The organism is Yinghuangia sp. YIM S09857, assembly GCF_051388915.1.
GTDB lineage: Bacteria > Actinomycetota > Actinomycetes > Streptomycetales > Streptomycetaceae > Yinghuangia.
Map to the genome: position 1 here is coordinate 13,243 of NZ_JBPKBH010000001.1, position 18,857 is coordinate 32,099.

Below are 18,857 nucleotides of genomic sequence, written 5' to 3' on the forward strand. Positions count from 1 at the left end.
GGTGCGGTGGGGCCGCTGGAGGTTTCCATGCCTGACACCGAGGCACGTGGCGCCGCGGTCGGTTCCGACGTTCCGCACGGGCACCACGAAGTGCACTCGCCACCGCGCGTGGTGGTGAAGGGGAGCGACGTCCACACCTCGGACGCGGATCTCACGTCCGAGCAGACCGCGCACGCGTACAAGACGTCGCAGGCCGAAGGGGACCGCACCGACGACGACTGAGACGACTGAGCGTCACGGCCGCACGGACTCGGTGCCGGTGACCGGGCCGCCTTCGTCCCCGAGCGCGCCCGCCTTGAAAGCGCCGTCCTCGAACGCGCCGTCCCGGGCCCGCCCTTCTCCAGGGGTACGCGCCGCCCCCGGCAGCAGCAGCGCGGCCGCCGGGCCGATCAGGGCGCCCACCGCGACCACGGCCACCGCGGTCCGGATCCCGCCCACCGACACCAGCACCGCCAGTCCCGCACCCGAGCCGAACTGCAAGGCGGTGGAAGCCAGTCCGGACGCCGCCCCCTGCTCCGCGTCGGCCACCCCGGACGACGCGGCCACCCACATCGTGGTGAACACGATGCCCGTGCCGAGCCCGAAGGCCACGATGCCGGGCAGCAGCCGCGGGTACGACGCGGCGTCCGTCATCCCCGCCGCCAGCAGCGCGGCCCCGCCCGCGGCGACGCCGAAGCCCGCCATCAGCGTGCGGCGCACCCCGAGCCCTCCGGCCAGGCGCTCGCCGACCAGGTTGCCGACGGTGATCGAGAGCGTCGGCCCGAGGAAAGCGACGCCTGTGCGCAGTGCCGAGTAGCCCATCTCCTGCTGGAACCACAGCGTCAGGAAGAACGGCACCGCTTGCAGCGTCAGCCCGAACACCAGAATCACGGCGGCCGCCGCGGTCAGGCTCCGCTGCCGGAACAGGCGCAGCGGCAGCAGCGGATCGGGCGTGCGCGCCTCGACCGCCGCGAATCCGGCGAGCAGCAGCACCGCGACGGCCGCGGAGCCCAGCACCCGGACGTCGCCCCAGCCCCACTCCGGGCCCTGCGCGATCGCGAACACCAGCAGGGTCAGGCCGACCGTGCCGGTCAGCGCTCCGGGGAAGTCGAAGCCCTTGCGCCTGGCCGGCCCGGAAACCGAGGCAGCCGTCGGCACCGAGGCGGCAACTGGCACCGAGGCAGCGGCCGCCGGCACCGAGGCAGCCGTCGGCACCGAGGCCCCCGCGTCCCGCGGCAGCAGCCCGAACGCCGCGACGCCCGCGACCACCACCAGCGGGACGTTCACGTAGAACACCGCCTGCCACCCCAGCGCGCTGGTCAGCACGCCGCCGAGCAGCGCCCCCAGGCTGAGCCCGCCGGCCCCCGAAACCGCCCACACCGTCAGCGCCCGGGTGCGCGAACGTCCCTCCGCGAACGCCGTGTTGACGAGCGAAAGGGTCGCCGGGAAGAGCACCGCCCCGCCGACACCCTGCACGGCGCGCGCACCGATCAGGGTGCCGGGCGCGGTCGCGAGGCCGCCGAGCAGCGAGCCGGCGCCGTACAGCACCATGCCGAACACGAACATCCGGCGCCTGCCCAGCAGATCGGCGAGGCGGCCACCGAGGAGCAGGAGCCCGCCGTAGACGACGGCGTACGAGCTGACGACCCATTGCAGCGAGTGGTCGGAGAAGCCGACGTCCGCGGCGATCTCGGGCAGCGCGACGTACACGATCGTGAAGTCCAGGGCGGTGATCAGGCCCGCGAGCGCGAGCAGGGCGAGCGTCCACGCGGGCCGCGCGACGCGCGGCGGCGAGGAGGGCGAGGGCTGGGACGGCACGGCGGCCTCCGGCGGAAGGACGCCTCCGGAGAGGCGGTCGGTTCGGACGCCCACCAGCCTCCGCGGGCGGCCGCCCCGCACCCAGGCCCGGGTTTTGCCTACGCACCGCGTGATCACCCTCGCGTCCGCTCCGGTTATCGTCGCGGTGTGGACGCACGCGTCGAACTGAGCGAGTTCCTGAAGTCCCGCCGGGCCCGTCTCACCCCGGAGGACGTCGGGCTGAAGCCGTACGGCAACCGCCGCCGCGTCGCGGGCCTGCGGCGCGAGGAGCTGGCGGGCCTCGCCGGGGTCAGCGTCGCGCACTACACGCGGCTGGAGCAGGGTCGGTCGGACAGCGTCTCGGCGGAGGTGCTGGCGGCCATCGCCACCGCGCTGCGCCTGGACGACGACGAGCGGACGTACCTGGGCCAGCTCGCCCGGCCGGACGCCCGCACGTGCCCGGTGACGGCCGTCCCGCCGCGCCCGGGGCTGCGGCACCTGGTGGCGTCGTTCGGCGGCACTCCGGCGATCCTGGTCGGGCGGCACACCGAGATCGTCGCCTGGAACCCCGTCGCGGCCGCGCTGTTCGGCGACTTCGCGGCGATGCCGGACGGCGAGCGCAGCATCTCCGACCTGATCTTCCGCCGCGCGCACATCCGCGACCTGCACGGCGAGGGCTGGGAGCGCACCGCCCTCGAACACGTCGCGCACCTGCGGGTGTTGTCGGCGTGCTACCGCGGCGACCGGCTCCTGACCGCGCACATCGAGCGCCTGCGCGCGGACAGCACCGACTTCGCGCGCATGTGGGCGGCGCATCCGGTGGCCCGGGCAGGCCACCGGGTCTACCGGCTGACGCACCCCGTGGCCGGCGAACTGGAGCTGTACGGCGAGCTGGTGACGCTGCCGGGAGACCCCGAGTACAGCGGTCTCGACCTGTTCGCCGCCGAGGCGGGGTCCGCGTCCGAGTGCGCGCTGCGCCGCCTCGCGGCGGCGGCCTGACCGGTCAGCGGTACTCGCGCAGCCTCGGCCGCACGCCCGCCAGCACCAGCAGCACGCCCGCGCCGAGCACCAGCGGCGGCGCCCAGCCCCAGCCCGCGAGCGCGTCGCGGCCCTGGCGGATGCGGTCGGTGAAGTCGTCGTGGTGGGTCTGCGCGGTCGAGTCCAGCACGCTCTGGTAGTCGTAGAACTCGAAGGCCAGGTTGCCGCGCCCGACATTCGTCGCCATGCCGACGGCCGTGTCCCGGCGCCCGCTGTTGACGGCGGCGACCAACGCCTCGTCGTCGCGCCGGAAGGCCGCGAGCCGTTCGGCCAGCCCCGGATCGGCCGACATGGGCCCGAGCAGCGCCGCCTTGTCGGCGAACTGCCCCCGGTAGTACTCCGCCCGCTCCGGCAGCATCAGGTAACGGCTCTCGTCGGCGTTCGCGTCCGACGCCACCGCCCGTGTGCGGGCCAGCGCGCTGAACGGGTCGAACGCCTCGGCCTTCGCGTCGCGCACCCGGTCGCCGTGCTCGAACAGCAGGCTCGCCCCGAGCCCGGTGAGCACCGTGATGAGCACGGTGGCGGCGACCAGGAACGGGTTGAACACGCGTCGGAAGCGCCGCGTGAGCCGGATTTGCAGGAGCAGCAGCGCCAGCACCGCCGCGATCCCGAGACCCAGCACCGCCAGTGCCGCCGTGCGCGCGGTGCTCCGGCCGTCGTCCGTCGAGTCGGCGAGCCCGTGTTCGGCGGTGCGGCCGAGCAGGTCCGCGGCCGGCAGCAGGTCCTGGTGCATCAGCGCGGTGGCCGACAGGTAGAAGCCCGTGGCGTTCGCGGGCGGGCGCGCGACGGGGCGTTCCAGCACCTGGTCGTCGGCGAGGCGGGCCTGTGCGGTGAGGGCGTCGTACGCGGCGAGGTCGGCGAGCATCCGGCGCGCGGTCTCCTCGCCGGCCGCGTCCAGGCCCCGGTCGAGGAGTGTCTGGAGTGCCGCGCTGACCGCGGCGCGGTCCCGGCGCAGTTGCCGCAGCGCCGACTGCTTGTTGCCGATCTGCTCGTCGTGGCCGATCAGCAGGACGTTCGCGACCTGCGCGTCCATGTCGGCGAGCGCGTAGTAGAGGTCGGTGGCGGTGGCCGCCCGCGGGGCGGTTCCGCTGCCGATGGTGTGGAGGTTGTCGCGGGCCGCGGAGACGCCGGCGACGAGCGCCGCGAGGAGGCCCGCGACGAGGACCAGGACGACGGCGGTGGCGGCGCGGAGCCGGGTCGGGACCGACGCGCGGCGCCGGGGTGCGGGTGCGTCGGGACGTACCGCCGGGCGGGGGGCCGATCCGGGCGCCGGGCGCGTGGGCCGGGATATGGCCCGGGTGCTCGGGGCCGCCGGGGCGGCCACGGGTGCTGTCATGAACGCACGCTAGGTGGCCGCCTGGACACGCAACTCAAGGCGAGATTGCGCCGAGGCGAAGCACGGGTGAACGTGCGGCGCGCCGGTCCCGCCGGAGGGTCAGGCCGCGGCTGCGCAGGGGGTGTGCGGCTCGGCGCGGTACGGCGCGCCGTGGCTGGTGACCAGGTGCGTGGGGCCCTCCTCGGCACCGGCGGCCGGGAGTTGGCGCGGTACGCGGGCCAGCGAGGCGACGTACGGCTCACCGCACGCGTCGCACAGCACGGGGGCGGCGATCGGCGCGTAGCGGTCCAGCGTGCGCAGCAGGCTGCGGGCGAAGCGCAGGGCGGTGGCGAACGAGGCCGAGGCGGCCTCGTGGTCGCGGGCGCCGTGCGCGTCCGCGGCCTCCCGCAGGGACCGGGCCAGGTAGCACAGGCTGGCCCGCGGGAAGGGAGGAGCCGCGGCGGCGAGGTCGTCGGCCTGGCCTGCCACGATGCCGGCCCAGCCGGGGAAGGCGGGGTGGCGTACTGCGGACCCCGAACGCTGCGCGATGACGGTGCCGGCCAGCTTGCGCGCGGCGGCGGCGCATTCGGGGGTCAGATCCTTGCGGTCGAGATCCATGTCCGGCTCCCTGGCTCCTCGGACGGACGGTGTGGCGGCCTTGGGACGAATCCGCCATGTGCTGCGACCGAGCAGCTTCGCCGGGAACCGGCAAACCATCTCATCCACAGCACTGACAGGATGCGGCCATCTTGGCGTCAAACGCGAAGAAAGATGACCTATGTCACACCTAAAAATACAAAAATGCCCGGGATTGGAGGTTTGCGCTGCCCGGCGTAAGGGGCAAACCGGGCGTTTTTTGGCCCGGTGACGTCGGGGGTGTCGCGCCTCTTCCGGCTGCACGGAACATCTGTTACTTATGCCCCCGGATCGCCTGTAGGCGCGTCCGCAACCTGCGGAGACGCGCGGAGACGACGTGTCGGAAGGAGGGGTGCCGCTGTGCCCAGTTGGCTCCCGGAGAGCGCCGAGGGTGCGACCGAGCTCGACGGTGCGTTCGGCCTGTGCCCTGCGCTTCACATCCGCTATCGGGACTACGTGGCCCGCCTGTGGTCGCCCGATGTGCTCGACCCCGTACTCACCGAACTCGTCCGCTTGCGCATCGCCGGACTGCACGAGTGCTCCGTCGAGGAGGCAGCCCGCACCCGCGCCGCGGTGCACGCCGGACTCGACGAGTCGCGCATCGCCCGCCTCGCCTTCGGCTCGGGGGACCCCGCCTTCTCGCCCGTCGAGTCGGCCTGCCTCCTCTTCGCGGAGCAGTTCGTGCTGGCCCCCGAGTCGGTCACCGACGACGACCGCAAGGTGCTCATCGGGCTGATCGGCGAGAAGGGCCTTGTCGGCCTCGCGATGGCCTGCGCGGTGTACGACGGCTTCGACCGCTTCCAGGTCGTGCTGGGCACCCAGGACACCGACCCGGACCTGCCGTACCCGGTCCTGGTGCACCCGCCGGGCCTGGATCCCGACGCGCCGGCCGAACTGCGCGTGTCCGAGCCGGACGACGCCATCGCCGGGAGCCCCCTCGCCCTCCAGCCCGACCTGCTGGCGTCCTTCCTGCGCATGTACGGGACGCTGTGGTGGGACGGCGTCGTCGACCACCCCACCAAGGAGGTCGCCCGGCTGCGCAACGCCCGCGTCACCGGCTGCCGCTACTGCCGCAACGTCCGGTTCGCGCAGGCGCGCGAGGACGGCCTGAGCGAGGACCTGGTCGAGCTCATCGCGGACGGGTTCGAGGAAAGCGCCCTGGAGGAGCGGCACAAGGTGGTCATCAGGTTCACCGACTTCTTCCTCGGCGACCCGCACGGCATGGCCACCGACCGGGCCGCGGACCTGCGCGCCGACCTGCTCGCCGCGTTCGGTCCGGACGGCACCGTGGAGCTGGCCGCGGCCCTCGCGCTGTTCATGGGATTCGCCAAGATCGCGGTGACCCTCGGCAGTGTGCCGGCCGATTTTCCGACCATGGTGATACCCACCCCCGGCGGGTGAATCCGCAGGCGGGCGCGTCGTCGTGGTGACCCTCGGATGACACGCGCGTGAACGGCGGCGGGCCCGCGAAATCCCCGCGGACCCGCCGCCGACGAACCGTACGATTCGGTGCGCGAAGGTCTGTTGCGCCCCGATCTTCTTGTGTAACGTTGCCCGCGGTTGCAAGCAGTAGAAGTAGTTCCCTCGCAAGACCGACGCCTGCGGACTCGACTGCCGTAGGCGTTTTTCCATCCCGGAGTACTTCGCGGGGAGTGGGACCACTCGACGTAAGCGACCCGGACGTCGCGCAGTGCGGCGGCTGAGGTTTTCATGAAGGAAGAAGACATGGCCACCGGTACGGTCAAGTGGTTCAACGCGGACAAGGGCTACGGCTTCATTCAGCAGGATGACGGCCAGGCCGACGTTTTCGTGCACTTCTCGGCGATCCAGACGAGCGGCTACCGCACGCTGGAGGAGAACCAGCGCGTCGAGTTCGAGGTCACGCAGGGTCAGAAGGGCCCGCAGGCCGAGCAGGTCCGCCCGCTCTGACGGCCCGCGCCCCGGCCCTCGGCCGGTCGGCTGTGACTTCGGTTTTGCGCGACTCGGTGTAGCGCGAGCTGATTTTTCGACGAGAGGGTCCGCCTCCTGCCCGAGGCGGGCCCTCTCGTTCCATAAACGTTGCGTGGACGGGGACTTCCGTACGCGCGGACGCGCGTCATCCACGTGTGCGCGTGCGGGAGTTTGGTGGCATTCGGGGCGCGGCACCACTTCGCCGCGCAGTCCGCGTGCGGGCGCCGGGCGCTTGCCCGGCACCCGGCGGTCGCCGTCCGGCACCGCGAACCATGCGATGCCGTACGGCGGTTGACGCCGCGTCAGGCCACCACGCCGGCCTCCCGCAGAGCGGTCACCCGGTCCGCCAGCCCGATTTCGGCCAGCACCTCGTCGGTGTGCTCGCCGAGCACGGGCGACGGCGCGCCGAGTGCCGCAGGTGTGCCGGCGAACTGCGCGGGGTGCCGCGGCAGACGGACGCGCCCCGCCTTCGCGTGCGTGCTCTCCTCGAACAGCCCGATGGCCAACGCGTGCGGATCGTCGGGGAGTTCGGCCGGTGCCAGCACGCGCCCGCAGGGCACCCGCTGTTCCTCAAGCAGTGCCATCCCGGCGCCGACCTCCATCGACAGCGCGGCGGTGTAGCAGCGCTGCACGAACTCCGAGGTGAGCTCGCGGTTCCTCACGCGCTCGCCGATGGTCGCCACCCGCGGGTCGTCGTGCCCCTCGACCCCGAACGCCCGGCACATGCCGGCGAAATCGGCGTCGGACGTCGGCGCGACCACCGCCCAGCCGTCCTTGAAGCGGATCGGCTTGAGCGTCTTGTTGAAGCTGGAGTTCTGCGTCCCGTCGCTGTCCAACAGCACCTCGTTGCCGGTCGCGTCGACCCACAGGAACGACGTGACGGCGTCCAGCATGGACAGTTCGACGTGCTGCCCGCCCTGGCCGCGCTCGCGCGCGAACAGCGCCGCCGTGACGGCCTGCGACGCGGTCAGCGCGGTCACCTTGTCGGCGGCGGACTGCCGCAGGAACACCGGCTGTTCGGGCTCCCCGGGGGCGGGCACGTCGGCCTGGTTGACGGCGAGTCCGGCGTACGCCTGGATGACCGGGTCGTACGCCGACTTGCCCGCGTACGGCCCCTCCGGGCCGAATCCGGACAGCGACACGTAGACGAGGTCGTCGCGCCCCGCCGACAGGTCCGCGTAGCCGATGCCGAGCCGGTCCACCACGCCGGGGCGGAAGTTCTGCACCACGACGTCGCACGTCGCGGCGATCGCCCGCACCACGTCGCGGCCCTCCGTGGTGTGTACGTCCACCACGATCGACCGCTTGCCCCGGTTGCAGGACGCGAACAGCGCGCTGGTGCCGCCGACCGCGACGCCGACCCAGCGCGCGATGTCGCCGATCCCGGGGCGCTCCACCTTGATGACCTCGGCGCCCTGGTCGGCCAGGAGGGCCACGGCGTACGGCCCGGTGGCCGCGATCGACAGGTCGAGGATGCGGATGCCCCGAAGCGGGCCGGTCTCACTCATGAGCTCTCCCTTGTGTGGCGGGTCGTGCCGTGCGTGCTTCAGGCGATGAACTCCGGCTTGCTGCGCGGGCGTCCGCCGGGACCGCTGTACGCCAGCCCGTACCCGGGCACCGTCGCGAAGCCCGGATCGGGAAGGCTGTCACGGAGGTCGGACCACGCCTCCATGAGCCGGTCCTCCGCGGCGTAGTCGAACGGGTCGGTCAGCACCTGCTCTTCGGTGCCACCGGGCGCCGGGCGGTTCTCGGCGAGCCAGCGTGCGGTGTGCTCCAGTGCGGTGCGCGGCGCCACCGCGTCGCGGTAGCCGAGGTCGGCGCGCAGCCGGGACAGGTCGAGCACGCGGTGCGCAGGTGACGGTTGCATCAGCAACGGCCTGGCAGGAACGGCGAGTTCGAAGGGCATCGAGACGATCTCGAAGGTGTGGTCGAGTGCCGCGGCGACGATCTCGACGACCTGGCGGACCGTCAGGATCTCGTCGTCGGCGGCGTTGTAGATGCGCCCGGCGCTGCGGTCGGGGTGGTCGACGGCCAACAGCAGGGCGTGCGCGAGGTTTTCGGTGTAGCCGTGGTGGTGCAGCGTCAGGCCGTCGTCGGCCAGCACGATGCGCCGCCGCCCGTCCAACACCCGGCGTACGACGCACCATTCGCGCGGCGCGAGCTGGCGCGGTCCGTACACGTACGGGTAGCGCACGTGCGTCGCCTGCGGGTGGTGGGCGAAGACCGCTTCCTCGGTGCGCACGATGCGGTATCCCTTGGCATCCTCCGCCACGTCGCGCACCAGCGGCGCGTCCTCGCCGACCGGCACCGGCAGCCCGGCGGGGCCCGCGACGTCCGGGTTCATCCAGCCGCGGTACGCGGGGACACCGCCGACCGACAGGAACCGCCCGGTGCGGCCCGCGAACGCCTCGGCGATGCGGCGCAGCCGCCCGTACATCGCGATCACCGTGTCATACGCCGGACCCGCCGCGGCCTCCCGCAACGCGTCCTCGTCGTACGGGTCGAGGTGCACGTGGCGCACCTCGCCGGGGGTCTCGGGCGTCTCGTGGGTCCCGCGGTGCAGGATGCTCACCTCGTGGCCGCGGGCCACCAGCCCGCGCACGAGCGGGACGCCGGTCGGGCCGGTGCCGCCGACTACGAGGATCCGTTCGCCCATGTGCTGCCGCCCTCCCGCGGGACCGTCAGATGCTTGACGTAGTCAGCTACCACGACGGGGCGACCGTATCCGCAGGTCGGCACGGGTACAAGGGCGATCCCGCGGCGGCCCTCGCGGCAATCACGCGCCGGTGCACGCCGTAGCATGGACCCATGGGTTTCCTGCGCCGCCGCCCGCCCGCCGGGCCGGACTTCGACGTTCTCGCCATCCCCTTCACCGACTGGCCGGGGTCGGTGGTGGTGCACATCCTGCCCGGGGCGGACGGCACCTGCCAGGGGATCTTCGTCCGCTACGACCTGCTCGCGGGCCGCGGCCCCGCCATGCTGATCGGCAACCTCCCGGCTGGTTCCCCCGCCCGGGAGGAGGGCGTCGGCCGCATCGAGGCCCAGCAGTTGGTCGCGGCCCTGGGCCACGAGGAGATGCCGGAGGAGCTGGGCGTCGAGGAGCACCCGGTGATGCAGGACGACGGCCTCTTGGTCGTCCGCCGCGTCAAGTACGCCGAGGGCCGCCTGGCCTGCGTCGAATTCGACCGCAGCGACGACGTGCAGGTTCGGGTCGTCTCCTGGGACCGCCCCATCACCGACGACATCTTCGCCCTGCTGAAGCCGATCCCGGCGGAGTCCTTCAAAGCATGACGCCGGGGCCGGACGAGCGGCCCTCACGCGTGTCCGCCCTGCCCCACACCCTCGCCCCGACCGCGCTCACCCCGGCACGGTCAATCACCCTTGACGGACGAGGCATGCAGCCAAGGTCCGCACGCGCCGCCTTCGCGAACGGCCGCACCCTCGGGCCGACCGCGCTCACTCCGGCGCGGTGGGTGGCAGGGGGCCGACCGGTCGCGGCCAGGCGTGTCCGTCGGGCCCGTCGGCCTCAGCGCGTGGGGCGCTTTTCGTTGCCGCGGCGGTAGTTGCCGGTCGCGCGGGCCAGGAGGTGCTGTACGGCCGTCGCGTCGTCCGCGGCCTCGGCCGCCTCAAGGCCGGCGACGAGGCGTTCGGCGGCCGCGCCCGACACCGTCACGACGAGGCGTCCGCCGCGCGACACCAGCACCTTGCGGTCCTTGGTCACGCGGTAGTCGAAGGGGTCGCTGACGAGGCGTCCGCGGGCGTCTTCCGGCATGCCCGACAATCTACGCGAGCCCCGGCGCTCCCCTCTGCCCCCACCGGCACCGCTGCGCCGCCCCACCGCACACCCCGGCGCCGCCACCTTCCTTTCGCCTCCGTACCCGTCCCACCTCCGCTCGCCATGCCCGAAATGTCGGGTTAGCGTGCGTGCACAGGACACCCCCGGCGCACCGTCGGGGATCGGCGGAGGGCTGGGAGCGCATGCGGCGGCTGGGACGGGTGTCGGTGGCCGCCGCTGTTGTCGCAATCGCGGTGCTGCCTGCCGTTCCCGGGCACCCCGGCACACCCGCCGCCCGCGCCGAGAGCCCCGTGACGCTCTCCGCCGGGCAGGTCACCGACAAGGTCGGCGCGCTCGGCAGCCGCAAGGGCGAGGTCGAGACCGCGCTCGCCCGGTTGGACCAGTCGCAGCGGCTGCAACTCTTCGTCGTGTACGTGCGCGACTTCTCCGGCCAGAGTCCCGCCGCATGGGCCGACGCCACCGCAGCCCGCAACGGGCTCGGCCGCGACGACATCCTGCTCGCGGTCGCCACCGGCGCCCGGCAGTACTACGTCTCCGTCGACAGCGCCGCCCGCCTCACCGACCCGCAGATTGACGAGGTCTCGCGCGTCGCGATCGAACCCCACCTGCGGCGGAACGACTGGGCCGGAGCCGCGATCGGCGCAGCCGACGGCTACTCCGCCGCGTTGTCCGGTGCCCCCGTCGTGACCGGCCCCGTCGTCCCCGGCGACGCCGACCCGGGCGGGGACGGCGGAGGCGGAGGCGTACCCGGCTGGATCCCCGCCGTCGCGATCGGCGGTGTCGCGGTGGCCGGCGGCTACTTGTTCGTCCGGCACCGCCGAGCCGCCGGACGGGACGTGCCCGATGCGGCGTCCTCCGCCGGAGGCGTCCCGCTCGCGGACCTGGACAAGTCCGCGAGCCGCCTGTTGGTCGAGACCGACGACGCCGTGCGCACGAGTGAACAGGAACTCGGCTTCGCCACGGCCGAGTTCGGGGAGCAGGCGGTCGTCCCCTTCGCTGCCGCACTCGACTTCGCCCGCTCCGAGCTCAGCGCCGCGTTCCGGATCCGGCAGCGCCTCGACGACGACGTCCCCGAGGACGACGCCGCCAAGCGCGCCATGCTCGCCGAGATCACCGCCCGCTGCGCCGAGGCCAACCGGCGCCTGGACGAGCAGTCGGACGCGTTCGACCGGCTCCGCGACCTGGAGGCCAACGCCCCGCAGGTGGCCGCGCAGGTCGCCCGCGACGCGGCGATGCTGTCCCAGGCGGTCGACCCGGCCCGGACCACGCTCGTCCAACTGGCCGAACGCTACGCGGACTCCGCGCTCGTCCCGGTCGCCGAGAACGCCGACCAGGCCGCCGAGCGCCTTACGTTCGTGCAGGAGGCCCTGACCGACGCGGACCGGGAGCACACCGCCGGGCGTATCGGACCCGCCGCGGTTTCCGTGCAGGCGGCCGAGGCGGCGGTCGGACAGGCCCGGCAACTCCTCGACGCCGTGCACCACCGCGCCGCTGAACTCGACGCGGCCGCAGCGTCGTTGCACGGCCTGGTCGCGGAGACCCAAGCAGACGTGGCCGAGGCGGACGCCCTCGTCGCGGCGGGCCACGACGATCCGGCCCTCGCGGGGCTCGTCGCCCGGGCACGCGGTGAACTCGCGGCCGTGGCGGCCGAGTCCGGTACGGACCGGCGTCCCGATCCGATCGCCGCGGCGCGGCGCGTCGAGGAGGCGGATGCCGCGCTGGACAAGGCACTTGCCGACGTACGCGACGAACAGGAGCGGGTCAGGCGGGCCCGTGCCGGGCTGGACCAGGCCCTCGCGGCGGCGCGGGCCGAGGTGGCGGCGGCGTCCGACTTCGTCACCACCAACCGCGGCGCGGTCGGCGGCACCGCACGTACCCGACTCGGCGAGGCGCAGCGGCACTTGGACCTGGCCCACGCCGACGCGTCGGCCGAACCCGTGGCCGCCCTCGCCGCCGCGCAGCGCTCCGCCGCGCTGGCGGGCGAGGCGATCGGGCTCGCACAGGAGGACGTACGGCGCTTCCGCGGCGGCTACGGCGGCGGCCCGGGCCAGGGATACGGAGGCGGCGGATTCGGGGGCGGCGGGGGAGGGTTCGGCAACCTGGCCGGGGTCGTGCTCGGCGGCATCCTCATCAATGGCGGACTGGGCGGTGGGCGGAGCGGCGGGAGGGGCGGCGGCTGGGGCGGCGGTTCGCGCGGCGGCGGCCCGGGGCCCGGCAGCTTCGGCGGCAGCGGGACGCGCGGGCGCAGAGGAGGCGGCGGCCGGTTCTGACGCATCCTGACCACCCGCGCACGCAACGCAAGTCACCGCACCACCGGACCGCACCGACGGCACAGTTCGCCCTCGACGGCGCAAGACCGGCTACGACGCACGAACCATCGCAGGGAAGGCAAGGCGCACCATGAGCAGCAAACAGACGATCCTCGGCCGCGTCACCCAACTGGCCAAGGCCAACATCCACGCCCTCCTCGACCAGGCCGAGGACCCGCAGAAGATGCTGGACCAACTGGTCCGCGACTACACCGAGAACATCGGCGAGGCCGAGGCCGCGATCGCCCAGACCATCGGCAATTTGCGGCTCATGGAGGACGACCACCGCGAGGACGTCGAGTCCGCCGCCGAGTGGGGCCGCAAGGCCCTCGCGGCCAGCCAGAAGGCAGACGCCCTGCGCGCGGCGGGGGACACCGCCGACGCCGACAAGTTCGACAACCTCGCCAAGGTCGCTCTCGGGCGGCAACTGGACTACGAGAAGGAGGCCGAGACCGCCGAGCCGACCATTGCGGCGCAGCAGCAGTCGGTCGACAAGCTCAAGGACGGCCTTGCGAAGATGCGCGACAAGCTCGACGAACTCCGCAGGAAGCGCGACGAGTTGGTGGCCCGAGCAAAAGCCGCTCAGGCGCAGACCCAGGTGCACGACGCGCTCAAGAGCATCGACGTGATGGACCCGACCAGCGAGGTGTCCCGCTTCGAGGAGAAGGTCCGGCGCGAGGAGGCCCGTGTGCGCGGCGCCGAGGAGCTGGCGGCATCCTCCCTGGACGCGCAGTTCGAGTCGCTGGACGACGTCGCCGACGACGCCGAGGTTGCCGCGCGCCTCGCCGCGCTGAAGTCGAAGGCGCCCGCCTGACCGGGGACCGCGGGACTGCGCAGTCACCACACTTGCCCGACCCAGGTCAGATCCGGGTCCGACCCGACACGAGCCCGGACACGAGGCGGCACACGAGGCCGGCGGGAGCGGAGGACTCCCGCCGGCCTCCTGTGCCGTTCGTCCCGAGTGCGTCCGCCCCAGGGGCCTCGACCTCCCTTCCGTGTCCCGCGGAGCCGATGCGGTCCTCCGGGCCGGTGCCCGCCTACGTCGGTTGGAGCGTCAGTGCGTTCCGACCGCGGCGCGCACCGCCCGGCGCACTGTGGTGCAGTCGTCGTGCAGGCGGCGGAGCAGACGGCGTTCGTCCTCGCCCGCCGAAGCCTGGTCGTGGATCCGGATCTCCCGGACCAGCACGAGCATGAGGTTGACGAGGAAGGCATCGCGCGCGAAGGAGCCGCTCTGCTGGGCAACTTGGACGATCTGACGTCGCGTCAACGGGTCCCGGGCGAGCAGCGACCACAGCACGGCCAGGTCGTATCCCGGCAGGTGGTAGCCGACGAACTCCCAGTCCACCAGGGCCGGTCCGTGCGACGTGAGCAGGACGTTCGAGAACATCGCGTCCCCGTGGCACAGTTGCAGCGGCAGCCGAGACAGGCCGCGCATGAGCTGTGCCAGGTCGCCCGCGTCGCGGTCGGTCAGCAGCCCCAGCGCGTGGTACCGCTGCACGCGCGGCAGGTAGTCGAACGCCGCCTGGAACGAACCCGTCGGCGGCTTCCAGGTGTTCAACGCGCCGAACGCCTGGATCACCGAGCGGATGTCACCGCGGGCCAGGGCCGTTCCCGGATGCCGTTCCACTGCGACCGGCCGTCCCGGCACGTGTTCCAGGACCAGCACGCGCCGGTCCGGATCGGCGCCGAACAGGCGCGGCACACGCACCGGCGGCCGCTGCCGCGTGAAGGTGCGGTACGCCGATATCTCGTGCCGGAACCGCTGCATCCAGTGCGACGAGTCGTCGGCAAGGTACTTCACCACCACGGGATTTCGCCCCACCGAGCCGGACATCAGCACCGACTTCTGCGTGCGCCGCATCACCGCGCCCGCGACGAAGCCCGGGCACACCTTCGCCGCCGCCGCGGCCACCACCGACGGTGTCACGGGCGGCTGTTGCGGTCCGCCCTCCGGCCCCCGCCCCGTGCGGTCACGCGGACCGCCCTGACCCGGCGCCGGAATGCGCCGTCCCGCCGAGTCCGTCTCGCGTCCGGCCGGACCGTACGTCCCCGGCACGCCGCCGCCGGAGCGCTGCCGCCCCGGGTCGGCCCCCGGCGACCCCGGCGGACGCGGCCCGCTCTGGCTGTTCGCCCGGCCGCCGGCGGGACCAGGCGGGGCGGGGCGGCGCGTGGGGGGCGAGGTAGCAGGGCCGTACGCCGCGGGCCGCGGCGAGCTGCCGCGCGCCGCGGGGCCCGACGAACCGCGGGCCAGGGGTGACGGGGAGGGTGACATCGAGGGCCTTCCTGCTCCGGGGATCCGGGCGGTGCCGCCGGGGGCCGCGGGGCCGACCGGGGGGCGGTCGTCCTCGCCCTGGGGCCGAACCGGGGGCGTCCTGGGGGCCACCCCCGGCGGGTCTCCGGTCAGCCGACCGGACTTCGGCGGGACTTCGACGGGATTTCGACTGCACTTACCGATGCACTTACCGATGCGCTTGCCGACGTACTGACGGGCGTACCGACCGACGTACTGATCGATGTACTGAGACCGATGCACTTGCCGACGTCCCGGGGGCGGCCGACTGTCGTCGATCGCCTCCGGTCACGTCCTGTCGCCACCGGCCGGGTTCGGCCGAGTCCGGCCGGATCCGATCGCGGACCCGGGGCCGGCGGATCCGGCCGCGCGGCGGGTGGGAGCCCCGCGTTCCGTATCCACCATCCACGAGACTCCCTCGTGCGGGTGGTGATCCACGTGGCGGACCCTGGCGAACTGTGGCGAATCGGCGGCAGGTGCCCCACTCCGCACTAGCCTCGAAGCACCGAGCAACCTGGGGGCTCGAACGTGAACGGCGAAACGAAGGGCGGGCCGAGATGCGGCGCGGGCGCAACACCAAACTGGTGGACCTCTTCGCGCTGACCGGTTGGTCGAAGGGCGAACTGGCCCGGCTGGTCAACCGGCGTGCGGCCGGCATGGGGCACCCGCAACTGGCCACCGACACCTCGCGGGTGCGGCGTTGGCTGGAGGACGGCGAATGCCCGCGCGACCCCGTCCCGCGGGTGCTCGCGGCGCTGTTCACCGAGCGACTCGGACGTGTTGTCACCTCCGAGGATCTTGGCCTCACCGGGCGCCCCAGGCACCACGTACCAGCCGTTCCCGAGGAACTGCCGTGGAGCACCAAGCGCACCGTGGACGCCTTGACCGAGTTCACGGGAATGGACCTCATGCTCAATCGGCGTGGCTTCGTCGGAACGGGATTCGCGCTGGTCGCGGGCCCCGTCCTCGTCACCAATTTCGACCGCTGGCTCGGCACGGGCAAGTCCGCGCCGGGCACCGCCAACTCCTCGGCCCCGCGCGCCAGTACGTTCGGCACACGTGCGGCGTACGCCCCGATCGACGCCGGCCCCGTGGGTTCGGAGGAGGTCGCCGCGCTCGAACACGCGGTCACCGTCTTCCGCGCCTGGGACGCGAACCGCGGCGGCGGCCTCCAGCGCAAGGCCGTCGTCGGCCAACTCAACGAGGTCGGCAACCTGTTGACCGCGGACAACCCCGGGCCCGTCCGGCAGCGCCTGTGGGCGGTCGCCGCGAACCTGTCGGTCCTGGCCGGCTGGATGTCGCACGACGTCGGTCTCAACCCCACCGCGCAGAACTACTTCGTCATCGGCGCCCACGCGGCCCGCGAGGCGGGCGATCTCCCGCGCGCCGCCGAGGCGTTGTCGCGCGCGGCCCGGCAGATGGTGCACCTCGGGCGGGCCCGCGACGCGCTTTCGCTCATCGACCTGGCCCAGCGGACGGCGGGGGAGCGCGCGACGCCGACCACTCGGGCGATGTTCCACACGGTCGAGGCGTGGGCGCAGGCGGCACTCGGGCAGTCCGTCGAGTGCAGGCGTACGCTCGGGCTCGCCGAACGCGAGTTCACACGTGCCCAGCCGCAGGAAGACCCGGACTGGATCGGCTTCTTCGACAGCGCGGACCTGCACGGCATGCAGGCGCTGGTGTACCGGACGCTGGCCGACACCGACCCCTCGGCGGTCCGCCCCGCCCAGGAACACGCCCAAAAGGCCATGGAGTTGCGGGCACAGGGGCACCAGCGGTCGCAGACGTTCGACCTGATCTCGCTGGCGTCCGCGTACCTCCTCGACGGCCAGCCGGACGCGGGTGCGCAATACGCGCGCCTCGCGATCAGCTCCACGCGCGACGTCTCCTCGCACCGCACGTGGGACCGGCTCGGGGAGATGCAGAAGCTGACGGGACGCTACAAGGACGTGGCGGAGATCAAGAGCCTCCATGAGGAGATCTCCGACGGTGGGGGGCCGACGGGGCCGACGACGGCGTGACGCCGGAGTCGGCCCCGGTTCGGTTCCCGGACGCCTGGTGGCGGCCCGCCGCGTGGCGGCGAACTCCCGGCCGTGGTCCCGTCCCGTACCGCGCAACGCCGCGTCAGGTGACGTCTCGGATCACGGTCGGCTCACGTCACCCGCAGTGCCATGACACACGCGTCGTCCTCATAGTCCGTGTGCCCCAGCCGACTCACCACGAGGTCCACGCACGCACGTGCGTCGGCGCCGGCGAGCAGCGGTCCCAGGGACAGCAGCGCCCCGATCGACTCGTCGATGTCCAGCCCGCGGCGCTCCACGAGCCCGTCGGTGAACAGCAACAGCAGGTCCCCGGCCCGTAGTTCGAGGCGCAGTTCCTCGTAGCACGGTTCGTCGTGCACACCGAGCAGGATGCCGCCCGGCATGTCCGGGATCGAGCCGCTGCCGTTGCGGAACAGCAGCAGCGGCGGATGCCCGGCCCGGGCCAGGGTCAGGACGCGGCGGTCCGGGTCGTACCGCCCACAGACCGCGGTCGCGATCGCCTCGGTGGGCATGGTGTGCAGGACCAGGCGGTTGAGCCAGTACAGCATTTCGCCGGGCCGGGCGCCGGTGATCGCGTACCCTTCGAGCGCGCTGCGCAGCGTCGTCATCCCGGCCGCGGCCGCCAGCCCGTGCCCGGCCATGTCGCCCAGGCTGACCAGCACAGTGCGGTCCGGGAGCGCCATGCCGTCGTACCAGTCGCCGCCCACGCGGGAGACCGCCTCGGCGGGGAAGTAGCGTGTGGCGACGTCCAGTCCGGGCAGGGCGATGGCGCGGGTCCAGCGCGGCATGACGGCGCGCTGCAACTCGGCGGCGATGCGGTGCTCGGCGCGGGCGAGTTGGCGCTGTACGAGGAGTTGTTCGCGGGCCTCGCTCAACGCGGCCTGGGTCCAGCGCAGTTCGCTGACGTCGCGGAGAATGGCCCATACGCTGCGGGGGGTTCCGTCGGCGTCCAGCACCGGCTCGCCGACGAGGTGGACGGAACGCGTCGTTCCGTCCGTCCGCAGGACACGGAACTCGGCCTCGGCCGGGACGAGTTCGTGGAGGAGCCCGGCGACCAGCGTCTCGACCTCGGGGAGATCGCCGGGCAGTACGTGGTGCGGCAGGTCGTCCAGCCGCACCGGGCCGGCCACCGGATCGCGGTCGAAGAGCAGGTACATCTCGTCGGACCAGCGGATCTCATCCGTGTCCAGATGCCATTCCGCACTCGCGATGAGCCCGGCGTGCGCCCGCGGTCCGGGGAGGGCCGGCGGCACCAGGTCCTCGTGCCCGCGTCCGCGCACCGGCTCGTCGGGCGGCAGCAGCAGATCGCGCGGGGCCGCCGGGCGCGACGGCACCAGTGTGTCGCCGACGACCGTGTCCACCAGGCGGGGCCGCAGGTAGCGCTGCGACCGGAACATCTCGGGCACCGCCGGGAGCGCGTGCGCGCCGTGGCGGTACGGCTCGGACCGGCGTGCGTCGTGGTCGCGCGGGGCCGCGTCCTCGCGTACCGGTGCGCACAGTTGCGCGAGGTGGTTCAGCGACTGTTCGAGGCTGGACGACAGCAGCTCGCACACGTGCGCCCGGCGCGAGGACTCCTGCGCGGTATACGTCGTGAGCAGGTCGTCGACCTCGGACCTCAGCCGGGCCACCCTCGTCATCATCGCCGACAGATCCGCCGCGTCGAACTCCGGCCGCTCGTGCATCCACCCGCCTACGCCGCTTCCGT

The 18,857-nt window shown here is 73.2% G+C and carries 16 protein-coding genes; 8 read left to right on the plus strand and 8 right to left on the minus strand.

Annotated features, from left to right (window positions below; genetic code table 11):
* Positions 1–27: 27 nt before the first annotated feature.
* Positions 28–222: a hypothetical protein gene (locus ACRX5S_RS00075; protein WP_436770569.1), complete on the plus strand. Its 195-nt coding sequence runs from the start codon at positions 28–30 to the stop codon at positions 220–222.
* A gap of 12 nt (positions 223–234) precedes the next feature.
* Here ACRX5S_RS00075 and ACRX5S_RS00080 read toward each other — a convergent pair whose 3' ends face one another.
* A complete protein-coding gene (locus ACRX5S_RS00080) occupies positions 235–1,797 on the minus strand; it encodes an MFS transporter (protein ID WP_436771120.1) in 1,563 nt (520 codons plus the stop codon).
* A gap of 147 nt (positions 1,798–1,944) precedes the next feature.
* Here ACRX5S_RS00080 and ACRX5S_RS00085 point away from each other — a divergent pair, with 147 nt between their 5' ends.
* Complete coding sequence (locus tag ACRX5S_RS00085) at positions 1,945–2,775, plus strand: helix-turn-helix domain-containing protein (protein ID WP_436770570.1); 831 nt, start codon at positions 1,945–1,947, stop codon at positions 2,773–2,775.
* A 4-nt stretch (positions 2,776–2,779) separates the two neighbouring features.
* On the opposite strand, the gene ACRX5S_RS00090 is transcribed toward ACRX5S_RS00085, so the two are convergent.
* Together ACRX5S_RS00090 and ACRX5S_RS00095 are read right to left on the minus strand one after the other, a co-directional pair.
* On the minus strand, positions 2,780–4,150 hold the full coding sequence (locus tag ACRX5S_RS00090; protein WP_436770571.1) for a hypothetical protein: 1,371 nt from the start codon (positions 4,148–4,150) through the stop codon (positions 2,780–2,782).
* 99 nt (positions 4,151–4,249) lie between these two features.
* Positions 4,250–4,747, minus strand: a complete 498-nt coding sequence (locus ACRX5S_RS00095; protein WP_436770572.1) for a hypothetical protein — start codon at positions 4,745–4,747, stop codon at positions 4,250–4,252.
* Between the two features lie 378 nt (positions 4,748–5,125).
* Here ACRX5S_RS00095 and ACRX5S_RS00100 point away from each other — a divergent pair, with 378 nt between their 5' ends.
* Positions 5,126–6,166: a carboxymuconolactone decarboxylase family protein gene (locus tag ACRX5S_RS00100; protein WP_436770573.1), complete on the plus strand. Its 1,041-nt coding sequence runs from the start codon at positions 5,126–5,128 to the stop codon at positions 6,164–6,166.
* A gap of 324 nt (positions 6,167–6,490) precedes the next feature.
* Positions 6,491–6,694: a cold-shock protein gene (locus ACRX5S_RS00105; RefSeq protein WP_358360953.1), complete on the plus strand. Its 204-nt coding sequence runs from the start codon at positions 6,491–6,493 to the stop codon at positions 6,692–6,694.
* A gap of 323 nt (positions 6,695–7,017) precedes the next feature.
* Here the strand turns inward: ACRX5S_RS00105 and ACRX5S_RS00110 are convergent, their stop codons facing one another.
* Together ACRX5S_RS00110 and ACRX5S_RS00115 are read right to left on the minus strand one after the other, a co-directional pair.
* The gene (locus tag ACRX5S_RS00110) at positions 7,018–8,223 is read right to left on the minus strand and encodes a CaiB/BaiF CoA transferase family protein (RefSeq protein WP_436770574.1); all 1,206 of its coding nucleotides are present in this window, start codon (positions 8,221–8,223) and stop codon (positions 7,018–7,020) included.
* A 38-nt stretch (positions 8,224–8,261) separates the two neighbouring features.
* Positions 8,262–9,371, minus strand: a complete 1,110-nt coding sequence (locus ACRX5S_RS00115; protein WP_436770575.1) for an NAD-dependent epimerase/dehydratase family protein — start codon at positions 9,369–9,371, stop codon at positions 8,262–8,264.
* 152 nt (positions 9,372–9,523) lie between these two features.
* Between ACRX5S_RS00115 and ACRX5S_RS00120 the strand changes: the two genes are divergently transcribed.
* A complete protein-coding gene (locus tag ACRX5S_RS00120; RefSeq protein ID WP_436770576.1) occupies positions 9,524–10,006 on the plus strand; it encodes a hypothetical protein in 483 nt (160 codons plus the stop codon).
* Positions 10,007–10,241: 235 nt separating this feature from the next.
* On the opposite strand, the gene ACRX5S_RS00125 is transcribed toward ACRX5S_RS00120, so the two are convergent.
* Positions 10,242–10,487, minus strand: coding sequence for a hypothetical protein (locus tag ACRX5S_RS00125; RefSeq protein WP_436770577.1), 246 nt, complete (start codon positions 10,485–10,487; stop codon positions 10,242–10,244).
* Positions 10,488–10,693: 206 nt separating this feature from the next.
* Here ACRX5S_RS00125 and ACRX5S_RS00130 point away from each other — a divergent pair, with 206 nt between their 5' ends.
* Entirely contained in the window at positions 10,694–12,781 is a 2,088-nt protein-coding gene (locus ACRX5S_RS00130; RefSeq protein WP_436771121.1) for a TPM domain-containing protein, read from the plus strand.
* 130 nt (positions 12,782–12,911) lie between these two features.
* The gene (locus tag ACRX5S_RS00135; RefSeq protein ID WP_436770578.1) at positions 12,912–13,634 is read left to right on the plus strand and encodes a PspA/IM30 family protein; all 723 of its coding nucleotides are present in this window, start codon (positions 12,912–12,914) and stop codon (positions 13,632–13,634) included.
* Between the two features lie 240 nt (positions 13,635–13,874).
* Here the strand turns inward: ACRX5S_RS00135 and ACRX5S_RS00140 are convergent, their stop codons facing one another.
* On the minus strand, positions 13,875–14,876 hold the full coding sequence (locus ACRX5S_RS00140) for an aminoglycoside phosphotransferase family protein (protein ID WP_436771122.1): 1,002 nt from the start codon (positions 14,874–14,876) through the stop codon (positions 13,875–13,877).
* A 791-nt stretch (positions 14,877–15,667) separates the two neighbouring features.
* On the opposite strand from ACRX5S_RS00140, the gene ACRX5S_RS00145 reads away from it, so the two are divergent.
* Positions 15,668–17,131, plus strand: a complete 1,464-nt coding sequence (locus tag ACRX5S_RS00145; protein WP_436770579.1) for a DNA-binding protein NsdB — start codon at positions 15,668–15,670, stop codon at positions 17,129–17,131.
* A gap of 131 nt (positions 17,132–17,262) precedes the next feature.
* Here ACRX5S_RS00145 and ACRX5S_RS00150 read toward each other — a convergent pair whose 3' ends face one another.
* Positions 17,263–18,834, minus strand: coding sequence for a PP2C family protein-serine/threonine phosphatase (locus tag ACRX5S_RS00150; protein ID WP_436770580.1), 1,572 nt, complete (start codon positions 18,832–18,834; stop codon positions 17,263–17,265).
* Positions 18,835–18,857 lie beyond the last annotated feature (23 nt).

What these genes read in the sequence shown, in the direction of transcription:
- ACRX5S_RS00075 (WP_436770569.1), top strand. Translation starts at nt 28, where the DNA reads ATGCCTGACACCGAGGCACGTGGCGCCGCGGTCGGTTCCGACGTTCCG.
- ACRX5S_RS00090 (WP_436770571.1), bottom strand. Translation starts at nt 4,150, where the DNA reads ATGACAGCACCCGTGGCCGCCCCGGCGGCCCCGAGCACCCGGGCCATA.
- ACRX5S_RS00095 (WP_436770572.1), bottom strand. Translation starts at nt 4,747, where the DNA reads ATGGATCTCGACCGCAAGGATCTGACCCCCGAATGCGCCGCCGCCGCG.
- ACRX5S_RS00105 (WP_358360953.1), top strand. Translation starts at nt 6,491, where the DNA reads ATGGCCACCGGTACGGTCAAGTGGTTCAACGCGGACAAGGGCTACGGC.
- ACRX5S_RS00110 (WP_436770574.1), bottom strand. Translation starts at nt 8,223, where the DNA reads ATGAGTGAGACCGGCCCGCTTCGGGGCATCCGCATCCTCGACCTGTCG.
- ACRX5S_RS00115 (WP_436770575.1), bottom strand. Translation starts at nt 9,371, where the DNA reads ATGGGCGAACGGATCCTCGTAGTCGGCGGCACCGGCCCGACCGGCGTC.
- ACRX5S_RS00120 (WP_436770576.1), top strand. Translation starts at nt 9,524, where the DNA reads ATGGGTTTCCTGCGCCGCCGCCCGCCCGCCGGGCCGGACTTCGACGTT.
- ACRX5S_RS00125 (WP_436770577.1), bottom strand. Translation starts at nt 10,487, where the DNA reads ATGCCGGAAGACGCCCGCGGACGCCTCGTCAGCGACCCCTTCGACTAC.
- ACRX5S_RS00130 (WP_436771121.1), top strand. Translation starts at nt 10,694, where the DNA reads ATGCGGCGGCTGGGACGGGTGTCGGTGGCCGCCGCTGTTGTCGCAATC.
- ACRX5S_RS00135 (WP_436770578.1), top strand. Translation starts at nt 12,912, where the DNA reads ATGAGCAGCAAACAGACGATCCTCGGCCGCGTCACCCAACTGGCCAAG.
- ACRX5S_RS00145 (WP_436770579.1), top strand. Translation starts at nt 15,668, where the DNA reads ATGCGGCGCGGGCGCAACACCAAACTGGTGGACCTCTTCGCGCTGACC.
- ACRX5S_RS00150 (WP_436770580.1), bottom strand. Translation starts at nt 18,834, where the DNA reads ATGCACGAGCGGCCGGAGTTCGACGCGGCGGATCTGTCGGCGATGATG.